This is a genomic window from Candidatus Endolissoclinum faulkneri L5 (assembly GCF_000510265.1).
Classification (GTDB): domain Bacteria; phylum Pseudomonadota; class Alphaproteobacteria; order Thalassobaculales; family Thalassobaculaceae; genus Thalassobaculum; species Thalassobaculum faulkneri_A.
This window is the reverse complement of sequence record NZ_CP006745.1, coordinates 739,095-759,714: the sequence shown is the minus strand read 5'-3', so window position 1 is coordinate 759,714 and position 20,620 is coordinate 739,095. Positions and strand designations below refer to the sequence as shown.

Annotated in this window: 9 protein-coding genes; 3 read left to right on the top strand and 6 right to left on the bottom strand. The window is 34.3% G+C overall.

Annotation, left to right across the window (positions count from 1 at the left end; genetic code table 11):
* The 3 genes from P856_RS02235 to apaG all read left to right on the top strand — a co-directional run bounded on the left by P856_RS02235 (position 1) and on the right by apaG (position 4,818).
* Positions 1 to 1,011, top strand: coding sequence for a branched-chain amino acid ABC transporter permease (locus P856_RS02235; RefSeq protein WP_025300548.1), 1,011 nt, complete (start codon positions 1 to 3; stop codon positions 1,009 to 1,011).
* On the top strand, positions 1,008 to 2,312 hold the full coding sequence (locus P856_RS02230; protein WP_025300547.1) for a branched-chain amino acid ABC transporter permease: 1,305 nt from the start codon (positions 1,008 to 1,010) through the stop codon (positions 2,310 to 2,312). The genes P856_RS02235 and P856_RS02230 overlap by 4 nt, the downstream gene beginning before the upstream one ends.
* 2,113 nt (positions 2,313 to 4,425) lie before the next feature.
* Positions 4,426 to 4,818, top strand: coding sequence for a Co2+/Mg2+ efflux protein ApaG (gene apaG / locus P856_RS02225; RefSeq protein ID WP_025300546.1), 393 nt, complete (start codon positions 4,426 to 4,428; stop codon positions 4,816 to 4,818).
* 1,851 nt (positions 4,819 to 6,669) lie between these two features.
* Here the strand turns inward: apaG and P856_RS02220 are convergent.
* The 6 genes from P856_RS02220 to dnaN all read right to left on the bottom strand — a co-directional run bounded on the left by P856_RS02220 (position 6,670) and on the right by dnaN (position 20,616).
* On the bottom strand, positions 6,670 to 7,338 hold the full coding sequence (locus P856_RS02220; protein WP_158380572.1) for a lysophospholipid acyltransferase family protein: 669 nt from the start codon (positions 7,336 to 7,338) through the stop codon (positions 6,670 to 6,672).
* A 1,310-nt stretch (positions 7,339 to 8,648) separates the two neighbouring features.
* Positions 8,649 to 10,661, bottom strand: coding sequence for a DNA topoisomerase IV subunit B (gene parE, locus P856_RS02215; RefSeq protein WP_025300544.1), 2,013 nt, complete (start codon positions 10,659 to 10,661; stop codon positions 8,649 to 8,651).
* Between the two features lie 631 nt (positions 10,662 to 11,292).
* Positions 11,293 to 12,705: a type I glutamate--ammonia ligase gene (glnA, locus tag P856_RS02210; protein WP_025300543.1), complete on the bottom strand. Its 1,413-nt coding sequence runs from the start codon at positions 12,703 to 12,705 to the stop codon at positions 11,293 to 11,295.
* A 671-nt stretch (positions 12,706 to 13,376) separates the two neighbouring features.
* Positions 13,377 to 14,441, bottom strand: coding sequence for a tRNA (adenosine(37)-N6)-threonylcarbamoyltransferase complex transferase subunit TsaD (gene tsaD / locus P856_RS02205; RefSeq protein WP_144079721.1), 1,065 nt, complete (start codon positions 14,439 to 14,441; stop codon positions 13,377 to 13,379).
* A gap of 1,456 nt (positions 14,442 to 15,897) precedes the next feature.
* Positions 15,898 to 18,354 carry a DNA topoisomerase (ATP-hydrolyzing) subunit B gene (gyrB, locus tag P856_RS02200; RefSeq protein WP_025300541.1) on the bottom strand — a complete coding sequence of 819 codons (2,457 nt, stop codon included), beginning with the start codon at positions 18,352 to 18,354 and terminating at the stop codon, positions 15,898 to 15,900.
* Positions 18,355 to 19,494: 1,140 nt separating this feature from the next.
* Positions 19,495 to 20,616: a DNA polymerase III subunit beta gene (gene dnaN / locus P856_RS02195; protein ID WP_025300540.1), complete on the bottom strand. Its 1,122-nt coding sequence runs from the start codon at positions 20,614 to 20,616 to the stop codon at positions 19,495 to 19,497.
* Positions 20,617 to 20,620 lie beyond the last annotated feature (4 nt).

The window sequence follows — 20,620 nt, the reverse complement described above, 5'->3', positions numbered from 1 at the left end:
ATGGAAATAGCCAATGCTTTTGCTTTGCTCACGAATTTTGTTATCATTCCGAGTATTACCTACGGCGCTCAATTGTCTCTTAGCGCGCTTGGCGTGACGATTGTTTTTGGTATTTTGCGCTTTGCCAATTTTTCCCACGGAGAGTTAATGTCTTTTGGAGCTATGGTAACTATTCTAATTACCAGTTTATTTCAAACAAAAGGGATTAATATATTTCCTATACCAACAGCTTTGTTGGCACTGCCTATAGGAATTATTGCTACTATAGCGATAGCTTTGCTAGCAGACCAACTTATATTTCGATTTTATCGAAAAAATCGTTCAAAACCAATAATTTTTACCATGGCTTCGCTTGGCTTGATGTTCTTTATGGCTGGCTTAATTCGAATAATTATTGGCCCTAATGAGTACAGTTTTGCTGATGGTGCTCGATTCTTAATTAGTTTCCGAGATTTTAAGGCGATTACAGGATGGGATCAAGGAATAGCAATTAAACAAACCCAATTAATAACTTTAGTGGTAACTCTAATAGTGGTCATTAATTTGCTCTGGTTTATTTATAAAACTCGTTGGGGTAAAGCGATGCGTGCCTATTCCGACAATGAAGATTTGGCCTTGCTTTCCGGGATTAACCCAGAGCGTGTAGTGCTGCTTGCTTGGATAATTGCTGGCGCACTTGCTTGTGTTGCGGGTACGTTATATAGTCTTGATAAGATTTACAAGCCTTTTATATTTACGCAGATTACTTTACCGGTCTTCGCTGCAACAATTATAGGAGGTATTGGACAACCTATTGGTGCAGTATTGGGAGGCTTTGTTGTTGCTTTCTCGGAGGTAGCAGTTACTTATTCTTTTAAAAAATTTTTAACATATCTTGCCCCAACAAATTGGGAACCACAAGGTTTAGTACAACTTATATCTACTGATTACAAATATGCAGTTTCCTATATCATATTAATTGTAGTATTGTTGTTAAGGCCTACTGGCATTATTCCCGGTAAAACTACATGACCAAACATGTGGGAGTCGTGTATTTTATAACTTCTATAGCTCTACTTGCGGTAGGTGCTTTACAGAGCTGGAATATTGCTTTAAGCATTTTTAATCTATGCATTATTTCTGCTGTTATGGCGCTAGGTTTGAACATACAGTGGGGATATGCAGGACTGTTTAATGTCGGTATCATGGGTTTTACCGCTCTGGGAGCCTTGACGGCTGTAGTTGTATCAATGCCAAAGGTACAACGGGCTTGGGTAGTTGCTAGCAATGGACTTATACTATCTTTTCTTAGTTTTATAGCTGTCGTGATTTCTATTGTTTTAGCTCGTCGCTTGTTGCCGCTTACTTCAAGTTTACGTCTGCCTGTTACAATCGGTTTGCTGATTGCTGGGTATTTATTAATCGGTAATTTTTTCTTACCTGCTACTAAGCAAATCGAAGCAATTGATCCGGTAATATCTGGTTATCTTGGTGGGATGGGGCTGCCAATCCTTTTGTCATGGCCTATAGCTGGCATTGTTACAGCCGTAGCAGGTTGGTTGATCGGTAAAGTATCACTTGGATTGCGCGGAGACTATTTCGCTATAGCTACTCTTGGTATTTCTGACATCATTATTGCAATAATTAAATACGAGGAGTGGCTGTCACGTGGCGTGAGAAACGTCACAGGAATTCCTCGTCCAGTGCCTTACGAGATCGATTTATTAGATCTTTCTTGGTTTGTTAGTTTAACGCATTTTCTAGGAGTTACTGATATCAATAATGCTTCTAGCATATTTGTAAAATTGTGCTATGGTGTTCTATTTTTTGTTGTTTTAGCTATCATCCTGTGGCTTTCCGAGAGGGCATTAAAATCGCCTTGGGGAAGAATGATGCGTGCCATTCGCGATAATCGCGATGCTGCAGAAGCTATGGGAAAAGATGTTAAAGCGCGATATTTACAAGTATTTATTTTGGGTTGTGCAATTTGCGGTATTGCTGGTGCTATGCTTGCAACTTTGGAAGGTCAGTTTACCCCTACTAGTTACATCCCTTTGCGTTTCACATTCTTAATTTGGGTTATGGTTATACTGGGTGGTTCTGGAAACAATTGGGGGGCGGTTTTAGGTGGGGTTATAATTTGGTTTTTGTGGGTTGAAGTGGAACCAGTAGGAAATTGGTTTGTGAGTATAATTACTGCTAGTTTGCCTAAAACTTCTTTTATTACTACTCATTTAATAGCAGGTACTTCCTATACTCGTTATCTATTGATGGGAATTATCTTGTTATCAGTAATGCGATTCGCTCCAAGGGGCCTTATACCAGAGCGTTAATCTTTTAAGATTCATTAGGCGGCTATTTTAAAAAAAATTTTTAGGTGAAATGTTCTAAAAATACTATAGAACATGAATCTTAAATTCATCCTATGGTATTAGTTGTTAAATTAGGAATGTTTTGTGTTTTACTTAAATTATTTCTGAAAAGAGAAAGAATAAAGCTAACTTTTCATAAAAAGAAAAGGTATTATTTGTTATTTTTGTAGTTAAAGTAAGATTAATAATTTTTTCTATATAAGGCCATCAGCAATTTTGATTCTGGATTTACGAAAGTAGTTTTATGCCACTAAGTTAGTCGGGCATTACTACTTGCTAAAAATTAATTGTGTATTATACTTTTAACACCCGTCAATAAATCTTCCTAAATCATTTGCGTTTGCTGATTTATTGTTGATGATAACTCTTAATATGTATTAAATCATAAAAGATTGACTATAATTTATTTTAACTACTCTGTTTGAGGCAATAAGTGTGTGCTACACTACCATTTCCTAACCATAAGTGTCTGTTAAAACAATTAACGCAATTTACTATAGTTAGTAAGCAATTTGATTTTAAATATTTCCTTGTATATTAACAACGATGATAATTATTTTTACTTTTATTTTTATGTGAGATTGATAAAAACATATTTTAATTCTCAGCGAGAAGAGTATTTGCTATAAAAATTGAAACTCATACTCAGTTTATATATCTGAGCTAACAATATCTACGAAAGCAACTATGTTATTTTATAAATAGCGTAGTAATTTTCCTTTAAAAAATAATTTATTAGTCAATAAGCTTGTTGATGCTACTGTATCAAGTAATAATTTTCATATGCTGAAAATTATTACTTGATTTTGCTTTTAGTAAATAATGAATTATTAAAATAAGTAAAAAAAATAGCATACAATAGCGAATGCAGTTTGTTTAGCAATTTATTTAAAATATGCACTGTGTTTAACTGAATAGTTAAGCTTATTAGTATAATTCTATCATTTGCACCCTAAATATATTAACATATTTAAGGTGGTATAATGTTTGGGCGTAAAAGACGCATCTATATAACATTTTAATTATTCAAGATTATCTGGAATACATAAAAGTCCTATAAAATCAAATTGGATTGTTGTATTTTTAGGTATAACTTAAAGCAACTTTTATTATTAGATACTTAGTAGGTTTTAAGATGGTAATCTTAAAAAGATTTTTGTTAACTTAGGGCTTTAACTGCAGTTAAAGCTAAGATAATGAAACTAATCTACTAATTATATAAAGAATTTTAACTAGAAGTTGCCTTACTACTAGTAAAGAATAAAAGTCTTCTAAAGATTTAATAGTTTTATATATTACATCTTTATATCTTAAGGTAATAATCATTGATTGTATGTTAAATTTATTAGAAATAATATCCAATTAATGTTATCATTCAACGTTTTTCTTGGTTATGTTGTAAAAACAATCTAAAATACACTACAGAATTGGTTTAATATTACTTAAATCTAGTGATTTAAGTAATATTAAAAATACTATTTAAAATAGTGATGGTATTTTGTTTCAAAGAAAAACTGTATTTTTACTTAAGTAAAAGAATTATAACACTACTTGGTTATAAATATAAGTCAGCAACTATGCTACTGATCAATCTCATTAAAGCTAGATTATTCATTTTTAACTATTGTTAATGTTTTTTTGTTTACAAGCAAACGTTTTAGCTCAGTAGTTCATTAACTTTGAATATACAAGCCAGCATTATTAATTATTAAAGAGACTGATTGATTTTAACCACAATCATATACATGTTTTATAAAAAGAGAATGAATTTCGTTCTTAACCTATAATCACTACTTTTCAAAGAAATTTGATCTAACTCTGCGGAGGATTATAATAATATATTTTATTTCTAATAATAAAATAAAAAGAATTACTTAATTACTCTAAATAATTTGCAGCGTTACGCTTTACTTAAGTTTATAAAGTCAAGAAGCAAAAAGAAAAATTTTCTTAAGCCAATAACTACAATTGATTTAACTAAGTTTAGGCAAAATTACATGTTAATTGTAACTTTTATATTTTTAGGTGCAAACTAAACCTATTACAGACATACATAAATATGTAGGGCTGGCAAATGTACAGCAAGACTACGCGTAATATCCATGTGACAGTAATTTCAGTATATCTTGATGGATATTCTAGCCCATCGAATAATCATTATGTTTGGGCTTATAAAGTCAAAATAGAGAATAACGGCAGAGAAGTCGTCCGCATAATAACACGTCATTGGCGAATCATCGATGCTACTGGACTTATTAGAGAAATAAGCGGGGTAGGGGTTGTAGGAGATCAGCCAATACTTAAACCAGAAGAGCATTTTGAGTATACCAGCGCCTGTCCATTAACTACCCCATCAGGCATGATGGTAGGCACCTACGCGATGAAGAACGCTGAAGGAATAATATTCCAAGTATCTATCCCAGCCTTTTCTCTTGACAGCCCACACGAGACAATCCAGATCAATTAACAAACTGGTAAATTACCAACCCTAACTGAAGAGATTTTATAGACAAAAACAAATTCTATATCCTTGATGAAGGTAGTAGATTAACATTCGATCAAACTACTTGATGAGTTTTTGTATTAAGTTGATTAAAATTTTCTTTTATCATTAGAATAATTGCCTGTTGATTAACCTAAACGTCCATACTAGTAAGCCAGTAAGCTATTTTGATGTTATAATTAATTCCATAGAATCCTCTTGGTGCATTAAAAGAAACAATATGACTTAGGAAAGTTTTATTACACTGTGTTTGTTTAACGCTAAAAACTTTCTATCGTGAATAGAATAGAATATTATCTACTTTTAGATAATATTCTAAAAATGTAAGAGAAATAAGATTTACACAGTAGAACAGAATAAGCACAGTAAGTGTAGTGCTCTATGCACCACCTAGCTACTCGCAATTAGTTAACTAATCCTTTCGTCAATACTGCTAACCTATGTAATATTAACAAAATCGATATTAGCTCAGTAACTGAGCAGTCTTTGATATTTAATATCTTAAGTGGATGTATAAATAGTTATTTTAGTTTAATTGTTTATTTTTAGTTTTAGATTAAGTCAAATATTAGTTTTTTATTAGATTGTGGAATGCATTTTATCTGCAAAAATATATGCCAGTAGATTTGTGATTGTAGTATCAAGTATATAAATAGTAGCATCAAGTATATAAATATACTTGTAATCCAGTATAACGAACTATACATATCAAATGAATATAACCCCGAACAAGGGAGTAGAAGAATTTTCTAAAATGATATTATCGTCTGTATATAATTTAATCACTAATTGCACTGCAACAACTCGCTACCGCACTTAAAATACCTTCGCAAGCAGAATGCTTTAATACCAATACAACTAATACTTTTCTATAATAATTGAATTATCTTTATTGCAATGAAAAAGCATAATCGCAGTACAATTCAAACAATTGCTTATTTACAAACAATAGTTAGCATAAATCATTGATTACATTTAATAGTTGTTGACTATATTTTTAAATTAATAGCTCAAAATTGTTTAATTTTTAAACTTTATTAACTTTACGCATTAGTGGTAGTACTCACGCAAAACTTAAATTATAAAGCATTAAATGCTTTTTTGAATTAGCCAATTTCATTGTAGTTAAAAATGTACGAAATCGTTAATCAAAAATATAAAGCTCTATAGTGAAAAATTATCTATGGATACTTCACTATATTATTCGCAAGTGCAATTTCTAACTTATCATCGGTTTGCATTATGCGTAATAAACTGGTAATAATTCATATTGAATGCTAATCAATTAGCTGATCTTTTTAAGATTATAGCATTTAACGGTAAATAAAACCTAGTCTTTTATGAAAATAAATATGTGTAGCAGAGGTTAGGATTAATAAAATAATTTTTACTTTAGCTTAACTGGATATACACTGAACTTAGTCAAGAAAATAAAATTTTTGTTAATTATCTACATTAAAAATTTTTTATTGAGAATTTAAACTAGCAAGATTTAATTCTAAATTAAAACTTTTAGCAATGCTCTAACAATATAGAGTGCTCTTTGGAAGAAAATCTTTTTAATTTTGATTATTAATAAATAATTAATAATCTTGCTAAATTAGGTTATTTTCTATATAATGCTCGATCATTATTTTAGTTTTACTCAGTAAAAAGGGTGAAGTTACTCTATAAGGAACAAATCCTTTTGCACAAAAGGCCGCAAAATATAATGAATCAACAAACTAATGTAATTTATTAGATGATTCTATACTATTTTCTTTATAATAAACTTGTGCAGTGTTTTTCCTAAAGTTTATATCTCTATTATTGATTTTAATGTTGTTCAATAGAACATAATCTACATGACTCGTATCCTATTATTTTTATTAGATCTTCTAGGTCTTTTTTCCCAAATTTATCAACGTATTCGATGACGGGCATAAATCTAATTATGATCTCACCTGGATAACGCAAGAAAGATTTTCTTGGCCAATAAAGTCCGGAATTGAGGCTGATAGGAACAACGGGTAGTTTTAGATCGCGTACCATAGCAACAATTCCAACGTGAGCGTTACCGTACTCGCCAACTGCTACTCTAGTGCCTTCAGGAAAGATAAGTACATATCTACCTTTGTTAGACTCTGCTCTTGCTTGTGCCATCATATTTCGTAATGCTGAAGCACCGCCATTGCGATTAACTGACATCATTTTAGAATGTCGTAAAAACCAGCCGAAAATGGGAACGGAGTTTAGCTCGCTTTTATACGCAATACATAAATCTGGAACGATTATATTCATTACGAATGTTTCAAAAGCTGATTGGTGTTTACAGGCTAAAAAGGCTGGTCTATTTGGTATGTTCTCACTTCCCTCTACACGATACCGTAACCCACAAATCATTGCTAATAGCCAAGTAGTACCTCGCGACCACACTCGGCTTACTTGACGAGCATAACGACCATCGTCACCGCGGTAGAACAGTATGCTAATCGGGACCGTCAACGCCATCAATAGCGACCACAGTATCCAAATCAAATTGAAGAAAGATGATCTTAAATAAATCATGAAATCACCATCATTAAAGATTCTAAATTATATTGAACTTCTATACACAACTGTAATACAGCAAAATCAGATAAATTAAACATAGTGTTCAGATTAGTTTATTAGAAGGCAAAAAGGATGTGTAATACACATTTGTTATTTAATGAATGTCTATTACACATCCTTTCCAATGTACAAATATTTTATATTTCTCGCTGAGAATAGCCGGAGCTAGTTATTTTAAGCTAAAGGTAATTTTTTTTATTGCCGATATAGTCTGCTGATTATAAATAGCTTTTCTAACCCATTTATTGCTATAGTATAATTAGCTTTAATAACGACTACTCCGATTTTAAAAATCCCATAGGCTATTTTAGTTTACAATTAACTCTTCAAACCAAGAATTGTACATAGACTATCATGACTACAAAACGTGAATGTATTTTATGATTAGTAGAACTAGTTAATAATTAACTGAATGATAGTTTATAATGTAATTGCTATTTATAATAAAGTATCAAGCATCTGTAATAAAGTATCAAGCATCTGTGATTTTTTTTTTGAATATTATCTACTTTTAAATAAATAATAAATAGTATTTTACGTTAAACTATGACTTAATTGCTTTATCTTTAATAAAAATTATTCAAGATAAAGTATCATTAGCTAATTAACTATTATATTTGACTGTGCTATTTATAGACATATCGCAATAGTAACGAATGATATGGACGTAGTTACCTAGCAGTGAATCATCTAAAAATTGTCTAATAAGTTGAATAAAGATAATCTTATTTTTTCCTCTTTCAGAAGATGCTCCTATATCTTGAAAAGTTTTTCAGCGGCTCTTTAGTAAAACTTCGTATGATCTGAACTATAATGCTCGATTTTTATACATTCTTAATTAAAAGAAGTTAGCAACTGCTAAGCAGCATTATTTACTTTGTCTTATAACAATTAAATAAAAAATTTTAGTTTAATTAAATCTAGTTACTGAAGAAATTTAGCCAGATGAAAACATCTGATTAAATGGTAAAGATCTTTTCTATAGATTAAAACATCTAGTACAAAATAGATGATGCTTAGATGCTTGTAAAAAATGATGTTACTTTTTTAAATAAAACGAATTAACGAGTAAATATTAATTATAAATCACTGGCTAGCAAAATTATTTTTTTATAAAATAGTAAATTAATATAGCTCTGTATTCATCTAAATAAATGATTGTTAATCTAAACAGAAGATATATCTACATACCTAGTTTTATTTTAAATATCTAGATTCAATACAAATTGAGCATTTGATTGTATGAAGTCCATACGTTTATAAGCTTTTTTACCCATAAGAGTTTCAACCATATGGCGGGTACGTACATTTTCACTGTTTAGTTCTGGCTCTATTATCAGCTCTGAATCAGAATTTGGAGGAATTCTTATACGTATAAGTTGTCGTGATCTAGGATCCATAGTGGTCTCTTTAAGCTGTGCTGGCTGCATTTCTCCTAAACCTTTAAAACGACTTATTTCTATTTTGTCCTTATCACTAAAGTAACTATGCACAAGTTTTTCACGGTGTGCATCGTCACGAGCATAAAAAGTCTTACCATTATGCACTAGCTTGTAAAGAGGCGGCATAGCCAGATAAAGATTGCCGTCAGCAATCAACCTATACAATTCTCGATAAAAGAAAGTTATTAGCAGCGATGCTATATGAGCGCCGTCTACGTCGGCATCAGTCATAATAATAACTTTCTCATATCTCAAAGCATCTTGCTGGTAAGAAGAACCAGAACCACAACCAAGCGCTAGAAGCAGGTCACTAAGTTCTTGGTTAGCCCGTAACTTTTCTGCTGTAGCACTAGCTACATTCAGTATCTTACCTCTTAATGGTAGAATCGCTTGAGTTTCTCGATTGCGGGCTTGTTTTGCTGATCCTCCAGCACTATCACCTTCAACTAAAAAGATCTCAGTCCCTTCTTTCTCAGAGCGTGAGCAGTCTGCAAGCTTGCCTGGTAGTCGCAACCTACGAGCAGCGGTTTTGCGACTTATCTCCTTCTGCTGACGACGCCTTAGGCGATTCTCGGCCCTCTCAATTAGTAGATTCAAAAGTTGGTTAGCAGTATCTGGATCACCAGATAGCCAGTGATCAAAATGATCTTTTATTGCTTGATCCACCAGCTTAGTGGCACTTGCAGTAGCAAGTTTATCTTTTGTTTGACCATGAAAAGCTGGATCAGCAATAAAAATGCTTAGCACCACACAAGCTCCAGCCATGGTATCTTCTGATGTAATCTGTGCTGCTTTTTTGTTGTTAACTAATTCTCCATAAGCTCTAATTCCACGAGCCAAAGCGTTGCGTAGACCAGACTCGTGAGTACCACCTTGTGGCGTGGGAATTGCGTTACAATAAGCAAGTAGCAAACCATTATCTTGATCGTTAGGCCAAGTTATAGCCCATTCTACACGACCTCGATCACCAGCAAATTTTACATCACCTATAAAAGGCCGAGTAGCAATAGTGCGACGACCTTGTATAGCACCAGCTAGAAAGTCAGAGAGCCCGCCTGGGTAATGTAAATTAACTTCTTGCGGTGTACTATTATCATCGTTTAATAAATCAGAATCACATTTCCAATAAATTTCTACACCGTTGACTAAATAAGCTTTGGAACGAGCCATACGAAATAAAGTAGATGGGCGGAATTTCAGTTTGGCACCAAATATTTCAGGATCCGGGTGAAAACGCACGGTAGTGCCTTGGCAGCCCAATCTATTGCCTAAGCTCTCCAAAACTCCCGTTGGGATACCGCGCGAAAAACGTTGTCTGTAAAGTTGTTGTTCACGAAAAACTTCTACTTCCAATCTATCGGATAGGGCATTTACTACCGATATACCAACTCCATGTAATCCACCGGCAGTTGCATAGACTTTTTCGGAAAACTTGCTGCCGCTGTGTAACGTCGTAAGAATTACCTCTAGAGCCGATTTGTTAGAAAATCTTGGATGTTGATCAATAGGAATACCACGACCGTTATCGTAAATAGTTACAGTTTGGTCAGCAGAGAGCTCTATTCCAATTCGTGAAGCAAAACCAGCAATTGCTTCGTCCATAGAATTATCTAGCACTTCTGCCACCAGATGATGCATAGCACGCTCGTCGGTGCCACCAACGTACATGCCAGGTCGACGACGCACAGGCTCCAAGCCATCAAGTACTTCAATATCTTTAGCTGAGTAATTCGATATATTGAAAGGAGCATTATTCGCAAAAAAATCTGACATTAAACTTTCTGCCAAAAATTTATTTGGGGCCTGTATTATAATTATAACAGGCTATAATTTTAATATGTAATAGATAAATAAAACACTTATTATTAAATAATATGCATCAAATCTATAAATAATAAAACAATTTGGTCAAATAATAAGCTAACTTTATTAAAGTGATTAAAAATTACTTCCGTCTATACAAATCTCATGGATTTTTAACATAAGCGATTAATCATTTTATCTATACAGCTTACATTTATGTAAGCATTGTGCATTTAAATTTGCAAGCTACTAGCTGTGCTCTATTTTGAAGAAATTCTACTACAAATACCCTAAACGCAAAATTGCATCGTAGAATTTAAATCACGCAGAGATTAATGAGCATTTTAATATGTTAAGTAACAATTAAAATCTAACAGAGATTCCATGCAAAATTTGCATGCATTATAGAGCAAAGCTATTTATTTTTATAGGACATTTTGCTTAATAAACAACAATTAATGATTCAAACCAGTCATTCACTACAATATACATATACTAGAAACAAAGAAATAAAATAAAGGTAATATTTATGATCAGATTAGTAATGCTTATTAGATAAACTCAGCAATTATTTGTGCACTCGTATCACACCTGTTAGAGATTAGTTAGAGTAATACATATCGAATTCAATCGGATGCGGCGTATGCTCAAATGCGTATACTTCTTGCATCTTTAGTTCAATATAGCCATCGATCTGATCATCAGTAAATACTCCACCTTGAGTGAGAAAATTTCGATCTTTATCCAGGTTATTTAGCGCTTCACGCAAAGAACCGCAAACTTTCGGTATCGCCGATATCTCTTTAGGCGGGAGGTCGTATAGGTTTTTATCTATTGGATTACCAGGATGTATTTTGTTCCGTATACCATGTAAACCAGCCATTAGCATAGCTGCAAATGATAAATATGGATTTCCAGCTGGATCAGGAAATCTAACCTCTACTCGTTTACCTTTAGGGCTATTTGAGTGTGGTATGCGGCAAGAAGCTGACCTATTACGAGCAGAATAGGCTAATAATACGGGAGCTTCAAATCCTGGAATTAAACGCTTGTAGCTGTTCGTCGTAGAGTTGGTAAAGGCATTGATCGCAGGAGCATGCTTAAGAATACCTCCTATATAGTATAGCGCTGTGTCAGATAGGTTAGCATATTCTGAACCCGCAAACATTGGTTTACCGTCTTTCCAAATCGACTGGTGCACATGCATACCTGAACCATTATCACCAGAGATTGGTTTTGGCATAAACGTAGCAGTTTTTCCGTAAGACGCTGCAACTTGTTTTACTACGTATTTATAAAGTTGTAAGTGATCTGCAATTTGGATCATAGCTCCAAACTCTATACCTAGTTCGTGCTGAGACGGCGCGACTTCGTGATGATGCTTCTCAACTTTAATATTCATCTCGCGCATTACGGATAACATTTCGGAACGAATATCTTGGCTGCTATCGACTGGAGGGACTGGAAAATGACCACCCTTAACACCTGGACGGTGCGCTAAATTTCCTTCATCATATTCACGCCCAGAATTATATGATCCTTCCTCATTATCTACTTCATAATATCCCTTATTCATGCTAATTGCAATTTTTACATTATCGAACAGAAAAAACTCAGCTTCCGGACCAAAAAATGCTGTATCCCCAATACCGAGGTTTGCCATATAGCTGATTGCAGCTTTAGCCGTTGAACGTGGGTCTCGTTCATAGGCTTCACCAGTAGACGGCTCAAATGTATCGCAAGTAATAGCGAGAGTGGGTTGTGCAAAGAAAGGATCCATGACGGCGGTAGATAAATCGAGATTCAGACCCATGTCAGACTCATCAACCGTCTTCCAGCCTGCGATAGATGACCCATCAAACATAAATCCTTCGATTATGCTTTCCTCATCAATCGTGCGCACGTGCTGGGTGAGGTGCTGAAGTGCACCGCGCGGATCTGTAAACCTGAGATCAACGTACTTAACGTTACGCTCCTGGATTAATTTCATAACCCTTTTCACGTCGTTACACATGTTTTTCTTCCTAAAAGTTGGCCTTAGCTTTTTGGGGATAAATAATCCGAGGCACACTAGACCTTAAATGGCAAGGGTTAAATTATTCTGTTACAACAATGCTTGACCTTTATAATAGTTTTTCCATTATTGCATCTGTAGATAATAGTAATGTTATCGCAGTTCTAGATGAAATCTTACCATACCATTATATACCAAATTACTATAAATTGTTTAATGTTATAAAATCTGGCATCTTTTATGGTAATTCGAATATTTATTTTCATGCCAAATTTTAGAATATAAAAGAGAATACCCCTATTATAACGCTGACTAATTTAATCAAAAAAACTTTTTGATTAAATCCCATTATCTTTCTAAACTTAGGGCTTTATATACATAAAATACCAGATTATTTATTATTAGCTATATTTAATATTCGTAATTTATACAAAAGTATAATAATACTGATTAGTAATTAAAAATAATTTATATTATGCTTATTTGTCTGTTAATGATTAAATTAGTTTAACTTATTCTTTAATTACTCGTTAACTTATTCTTTAATTACTCGAAATTCTATAAACCTTTTTTTATAATAGCTTGATCTTTTTACGTAGTATTGCTTTCTATTTAGATATGATAATGGGTAGTTTAGTTATAATATAAGCGATTTTTTAAAAAATTAATTATTAGACTTTGTTAGTTTTGCTAGATAGAGCAGCATACTGATCAAGCGGCCAACGAGAGCGTGGACGAAAACTCATACCATCGATTAGTCCCAAGGCTAAGCGTTCTACTCCAGCCCAAGCAATCATTGCACCGTTGTCGCCGCATAAATTCATCGAAGGTGCTACGAACTGCAACCCACGGAGTGCAGCTAGATCTGCAATAGCAGCTCGGATTGTCTGATTAGCTGCTACTCCACCAGCCATTACCAGAAACTGATTGTTAATTTTTTCTATCTCTAGGAGATTTATTGCTTGTTTGGTACGGTCTACTAAAGTATCAGACACTGCTTTTTGGAAAGCAGCTGCTATATCTGCAACCATCTGTGAGCTAAGTATTTCCTTTACCTGATTAACTCGTCTCCGCACGGCAGTTTTTAATCCAGAAAAGGAAAAATCGCAGCCTGCTTTACCTAACATAGGCCTAGGTAACTTAACATTAGAGCAATCCCCTAATGCAGCTGCATATTCCACGGCTGGCCCTCCGGGATATCCAAGACCTAGAAGCTTTGCGGTTTTATCAAAAGCTTCGCCCACTGCGTCATCTATAGTTGTGCCAAGTCTACGATACAAACCCACTCCTTTTACAAACAAAAGTTGACAGTGACCGCCTGAAACTAGTAGTAATAAATAGGGAAAATCTATAGCATCAGTTAATCTGACTGTAAGTGCGTGTCCCTCCAGATGATTAACTGCAATAAAAGGCTTACAGTGAGCGCTAGCAATCGCTTTTCCTAATGTGCTACCGACCAATATACCGCCAATCAATCCAGGACCTCCTGTTGCTGCTATTCCCGCGAGATCAGCAAACTTAACCCCAGATTCAATCATAGCTCTAGTTACTATGGAATCGATGTGATTGATATGGGCGCGAGCAGCAATCTCTGGAACTACACCACCATATAATCTATGCTCATTAAGCTGACTTAGAACGACATTCGACAAAATTTTCCTATCGTTTGCGACCACTGAGGCTGATGTTTCGTCACAACTTGTTTCTATGCCAAGAACAGCATATGTCGTCAACAATGCTTTGTATCCCCGTTTCTATAAGTGTTTTTCTATACAAAACTTTAATATCGATAGGTTATTCTATAACGTTGAAATTAATCTATGGGCAATAATACTATTTTATAATCTTGCCATTTTGACAAAATTTAAAGCATAAAATTTTATGTGAGCACATGGAGCTATTGCAACTATTTTTATGTATCATTCACAGATTATCAGTTCTTTAAAAAGTAAATAGCATACCCCAATGAAACCTTGCACCTACAGATAGTTATCTATGCTTAGTACTTAAAGTATCAAAAATTTTTAAGTATGTGATATATAAATATTTAGTTTTTTTAGATTGTTTTATTATGCCAGCATCAAAAGGTAAAGTTTAAGAAAAATAAATTGTGTTTGATTGCTAGAAAGCTTACATTGATAAATTAATAATATTAATCTATTAATTAACATTATGAATTTATTTTGATAATAATAAAACTATATCATTACAAACAATATCTTCTGCTATGTTCTGGCTGTAAAATTTTGGAATTTTTGTTCTTAGTAATTGATTTGCTAAATAGCAACCATCAAATATTTTTGATGGTTTTATTTGATATGATCGTTATTTTTAAACTTATGTAGCTGGATGCCTTAAAAATTAACTGATCTTTTAAAAATCATCACTATACATTAACATTAAGTCTGTTCTAACAAGATTTTATATTGAACAAGATACGTCATTTAGTCAAATAATTTTTACGTCGAACAAAACAATAAATTATAAAATTGATTTTTTACATACTTAAGCTATATTAGCCTAGCGTGTTTATATTATACGATAGGTCATGGAGTGATTATAGATCTTTACACTGACATTATCAGTTGTCTTTTACATAAATAACGCTATCAAACAAGATTTTGTTTTGTAATATAATATATCTGCTACGTAAATTCTAATCTATTTAAATTTCATGATTTAATTTTTATTAAATTGATCATTAGATAAGTATTCAGATAGCAATAAATTAATCTCATCACATATCAGATATTGTATAGGACGTTTACTCAAAGCAAAACTAATATAAGTTTTTATAAAGATTTATTTATTGGACTTATAATTACCAAATAATATAAGCATATCAATAGGCACGAATGTTATTCGCTATTAACTCAAGCAGCGAAAAACGATGCAAGATCAGTGTACTTTGATCGATACAATAGAATTCTACGCCTTCGTATATTCTTACAGAAATGAATCAGCTAAAAGTAACCGTTTATTTAATAATATCAATAATAAACTTACTTTATTCAAAGTGCATTGAAATCCACTTACGAATTTGTTAAAATAATATTTTAAATTTTACTAATGATCTCTAGAAAGAGGTGATTTGTAACCCATCCAACTGATTACAATTGATCATTAATACATAATAATAATTTATTTAGTATTTTTACTGATTATACGGTGTATAAAAGAATAATCATTTATTCAAACATCCAAATTTATTACCTTAAGCGCGTTAGACTGAATGAATTCGCGACGCGGTCCAACAATATCACCCATCAAAGTGCTAAAGACATGATGAGCTGCATCTAAATGCTCTATCTTAACCTGTAAAAGGTTTCTCCGATTTGGATCCATAGTAGTTTCCCAAAGCTGGTCAGGGTTCATCTCACCGAGACCTTTGTAGCGGCTAATTATTAATCCCTTTCGTCCAATTTCGAATATTGCATCAATTAATCCGACTGGACCATAAACAGTACGCCTAGCTCCATCTTTATGTACTAAGGTTGCTGGGTTGATAAATATTTTGCGCAAATCGACTAAGCGCTTCCTAATGGCCTCAACTTCAGGACTTTTTACTAATACGTTATCTATATGGTATGTTTCAGTCACACCTCGCAAGGTACAACTAACTATGATTGCTGGCCCCTTATCAGTCTGCTTTTTGTATACAGCTGACCAGCCACGCTCATGTGCCCCCGATAAGGCATTCATTCTTTTTGCAAAATCGTTTGCTGCTATCGCTGCTGCTGCTGGATTGGCGAGGAGAGTTGGATGTAACAAATCAACTATCACAGCTTGCTCAGTCACTATTAAAGCACCTAGCTTGCGCACTACAGGCTCTAGTAATTGGCGAGCTTGACGAGCGAGCTCGCCATGATTTCTTAGATCATCCTCGCTAATTTTAGTATTTGAATCAATGTATAGTACAGCAAGCCTGCTGCCTTCATTTACTAGAAAACGCTCCAGTGCCTTCTCGTCCTTTAGATAAGTTTCTTTATTGCCCTTTTTCACTCGATAAAGAGGAGGACGAGCAATGTAGAGATAACCACGGTGTACCAACTCCGGCATCTGCCTAAAGAAAAAAGTTAATACCAGGGTACGAATATGCGAACCGTCGACATCCGCGTCGGTCATTATAATAATCCTGTGATACCTAGTTTTTTCTATATTAAAATCTTCTGGTCCAATACCGGTTCCTAGTGCTGATATGAGTGTACCAATTTCTATGCTAGATAAGATTTTATCAAAACGAGCGCGCTCTACATTCAGAATTTTGCCACGTAATGGCAAAATTGCCTGGTTTTTACGATCGCGACCTTGTTTAGCAGAACCTCCAGCGCTATCCCCCTCAACTAAAAATAATTCAGCTTTTGATGGATCGCTCTCCTGACAATCAGCCAATTTACCAGGGAGAGTAGCAATATCAAGCGCGTTCTTGCGACGAGTCAGTTCACGAGCTCTCCGAGCAGCATTCCGAGCAGTAGCAGCCTCATATACTTTGGTAATTATGCGTTTAGCCTCGTTAGGATGTTCTTCAAGCCAACTACCTAACCGCTCACTAATAACATTTTCTACTACCGGTTTAACTTCTGAGGAAACTAATTTAGCCTTAGTTTGGGAAGAAAATTTTGGATCTGTCATTTTAATTGAAAGTACACAAGTAAGCCCTTCACGAGTGTCTTCGCCGGAAAGCAACACTTTATCCTTTTTAGCAATATTCGATTGGCTAGCATAGTTATTTATCTTCCGGGTTAATGCAGCACGAAAACCAGCTAAATGGGCGCCACCATCGTGCTGTAAAATATTATTAGTAAAGCAGAAAATTGTCTCACGATAAGATTCTGTCCATTCCATCGCTACTTCAACAGTAATTCCGTCTTTTTCGCCAAAGGCTGCAATGGTGGGGTGCATACTAATAAGCGAATGGTCTAAATATTGAATAAAAGCTTTCAGCCCACCTTCGTAAAATAAGTCTACGTTCTTCAACCTATCGCTGCGCTGATCAATTAGAGTAATACGCAAACCAGAATTTAATAAGGCTAACTCGCGTAGTCGATGCTCCAGAATCGAAAAATCAAAATCAACCATAGTAAAAATATCATTTGAAGGCTTGAAGGTAACTTTAGTGCCAACTTTGCCATACGATGGGCCAATTTCAATTAGATCTGCTTCTGCATATCCATGATAAAATCGCATCATATGCTCTTTACCTTCACGCCAAATTCTTAGTTCCAGCCATTCAGATAAGGCGTTCACTACCGAAACGCCAAGTCCATGCAAGCCGCCAGAGACTTTGTAAGAATTTTGATCAAATTTACCGCCGGCATGGAGTTGAGTCATGATAACCTGCGCAGCTGACACTCCTTCTTCAGTATGGATGTCAACAGGAATGCCGCGACCATTATCCTCTACTGTCATTGATCCGTCGAAGTTGATAATAACTCGCACTGTGTCACAATAACCGGCCATAGCTTCGTCGATCGCATTATCAACCAGCTCATATACCATATGATGTAGACCTGAACCATCGTCGGTATCTCCTATATACATACCTGGGCGCTTACGTACAGCATCAAGTCCACGCAAAATCTTAATTGATTCAGCAGAATACTCATTATTTTTACCGTTTTCTATGCACTTAGTAGAAGCTTCAAGCATCTTAGACCTCCAGTTAAATGTGACTTCAGCCAGCCAGAATTATCTATCTACAAAGTCAAATAATCTTGCCTGTAAAAGATCAATGCGAGGTCGTAAAAGATAGTTTTTTTTTATTCCACCCGTAAATATTGATCAAAATACAATATGGCTAGAACAATATAGCTACAACTCCGATCTGTTTCAGATAGCTAGACGCTTCATCTACTAGTCGCACGGTATGAGATCTCATTTAATCAAGTATTAGCTCACTAGAGCAGAATCTTCATAATATATCAGGTAAGAAAGGAGTTAGATTGGCCTATATCATTATCAAGCCATCAACATAACATTACTCATACGATTAAGCATTAAAGATATGCGTAGAATTGTAAAATCGTCTATTGCTAGTTGGCCAGTTATATGTAATTATAATTTATTAATTAGTTTGTTATCTCCAAATCTAAATCTGCCAAAGAAATAGAGCATTAAATTTTTTATTTACTGCACGTCGCTGCAAGGAAAATAGTTGCATTGACGAGTATAAATCCAATTATTTTTTACTTAAAATAAACTTTGCTGTCACCTGCCTGCTATGCAAGCGCCTGTATAGGCATCAGGAATAACTCTTAGGTATTTTTAATTGCTATGTCATCTATGGTTAGACAATAAAGATTAAAATCTACGATTGAGTAGCCAATGGTTTCTTTATTAGCATACTTTGGCAAATAGGCAATGAGTCAATGAAATTAAACTAAAGCAATCGTTTAATATTTTAGTGAAATTTATTACTAATATTTTAGTGAAATTTATTACCGGCTCGTTAGCCTATATGAACAATCTTTTAGGCATTTTATGTGATTTTTGCTAATGCTGAGTACATTTGCTTAAATTATCAACCCAATCAAGCGTAAAAGACCAAATTAATACAGTGCAATAATTTCTTGTTAAGAAAATACTTATTTGTTTGTCGTCAATATTGCTTAAGATAGTAGTTCTAAGCTATAATCTTACCTATTCAACCTTTCTTCATACCATTTGCTGAATGCTTCATGAAATGAACTTAAAATTATCAATCTCATTACTAAATAAAACAGTTTCAGAAACCGAGGGTTCACTGCTGTTGTTTGTTTAACATTATAACGCTAACAAATAAGCGGGTAGCTAGAGTCTCATAGGCATAATTACATAAGTTGCACCGTCGTTCTTCTCATTGGTGACTATAGCTGGAGACGCTCTGTCTGCCATATGAAATAGCATTATGGCGTTGTCGTTAAATTGATCAGTTATCTCTAACAAATACCGCGCATTAAAACCTATTTCTATAGGTTCAGAATCATAGTCTACATTCATATCCTCACTTGCCCAGGCATTATCAAGATTTTTGGCTGATAACATTAAATTTCCCTTGTTGATCTCTAGCTTGATTGAACGCGATTTTGCTGTTGAGATAGTTACGACACGCTCAACGGCTTTTTTTAAAGATCTACACTCAAGTCGCATAATCTTATCGTTAGAACTCGGGATTACTCGTTCATAATCTGGGAAATTTCCATCGATTAACTTAGTTGTTATCACAGTATCAACGAAGTCAAAACGAAGCTTGTTTTTACTAAAAGCTAGATCTATCCAGCCTTCGCTTTCGTCAATCAGCTTGCGTATTTCAATTATAGCTTTGCGTGGTACAATTACTGGTGGTATGTCTGATTTTGATTCAGGTAGCGGAATTTCCATTAGAGCCATTCGATGGCCATCAGTGGTCACAGCTCGCAGTACAGATATATTATTAGCTTGGATTGCATGCAGGTACATACCGTTCAAGTAATATCGAGTCTCTTCTGTGGAAATAGCAAAACGAGTTCGATCTATTAGCGATTTTACATTAGCCGCAGAAAGCATAAAATTAACAGTTATTTCATCGTTAGGTAAAGTAGGAAACTGGTCTACTTGTAGGGTAGGTAAGAAAAATTTAGAACGTCCAGCACTAATTGATAGATTGACACTGTCTTTATCCATATTTAGTTTAATCTTTGATCCTTTTTGCAGTTTTCGGATGATATCGTAAAGAGTAAGGGCTGGTACAGTGATAGAGCCGGGTTGATTAACTATACAGGCGGTGCTATTAACTAAATTCATATCCATATCAGTAGCGGTCATTGATAGACGTCCTGTTTTAGCTTGTAAGAGCACATTAGCTAAGATTGGAATATTACTTCGCCGCTCAACGACGCTTTGAATGTGGGCCATGGGTTTAAGAAAAGCTGATCGATCAATGATAATTTTCATGTGT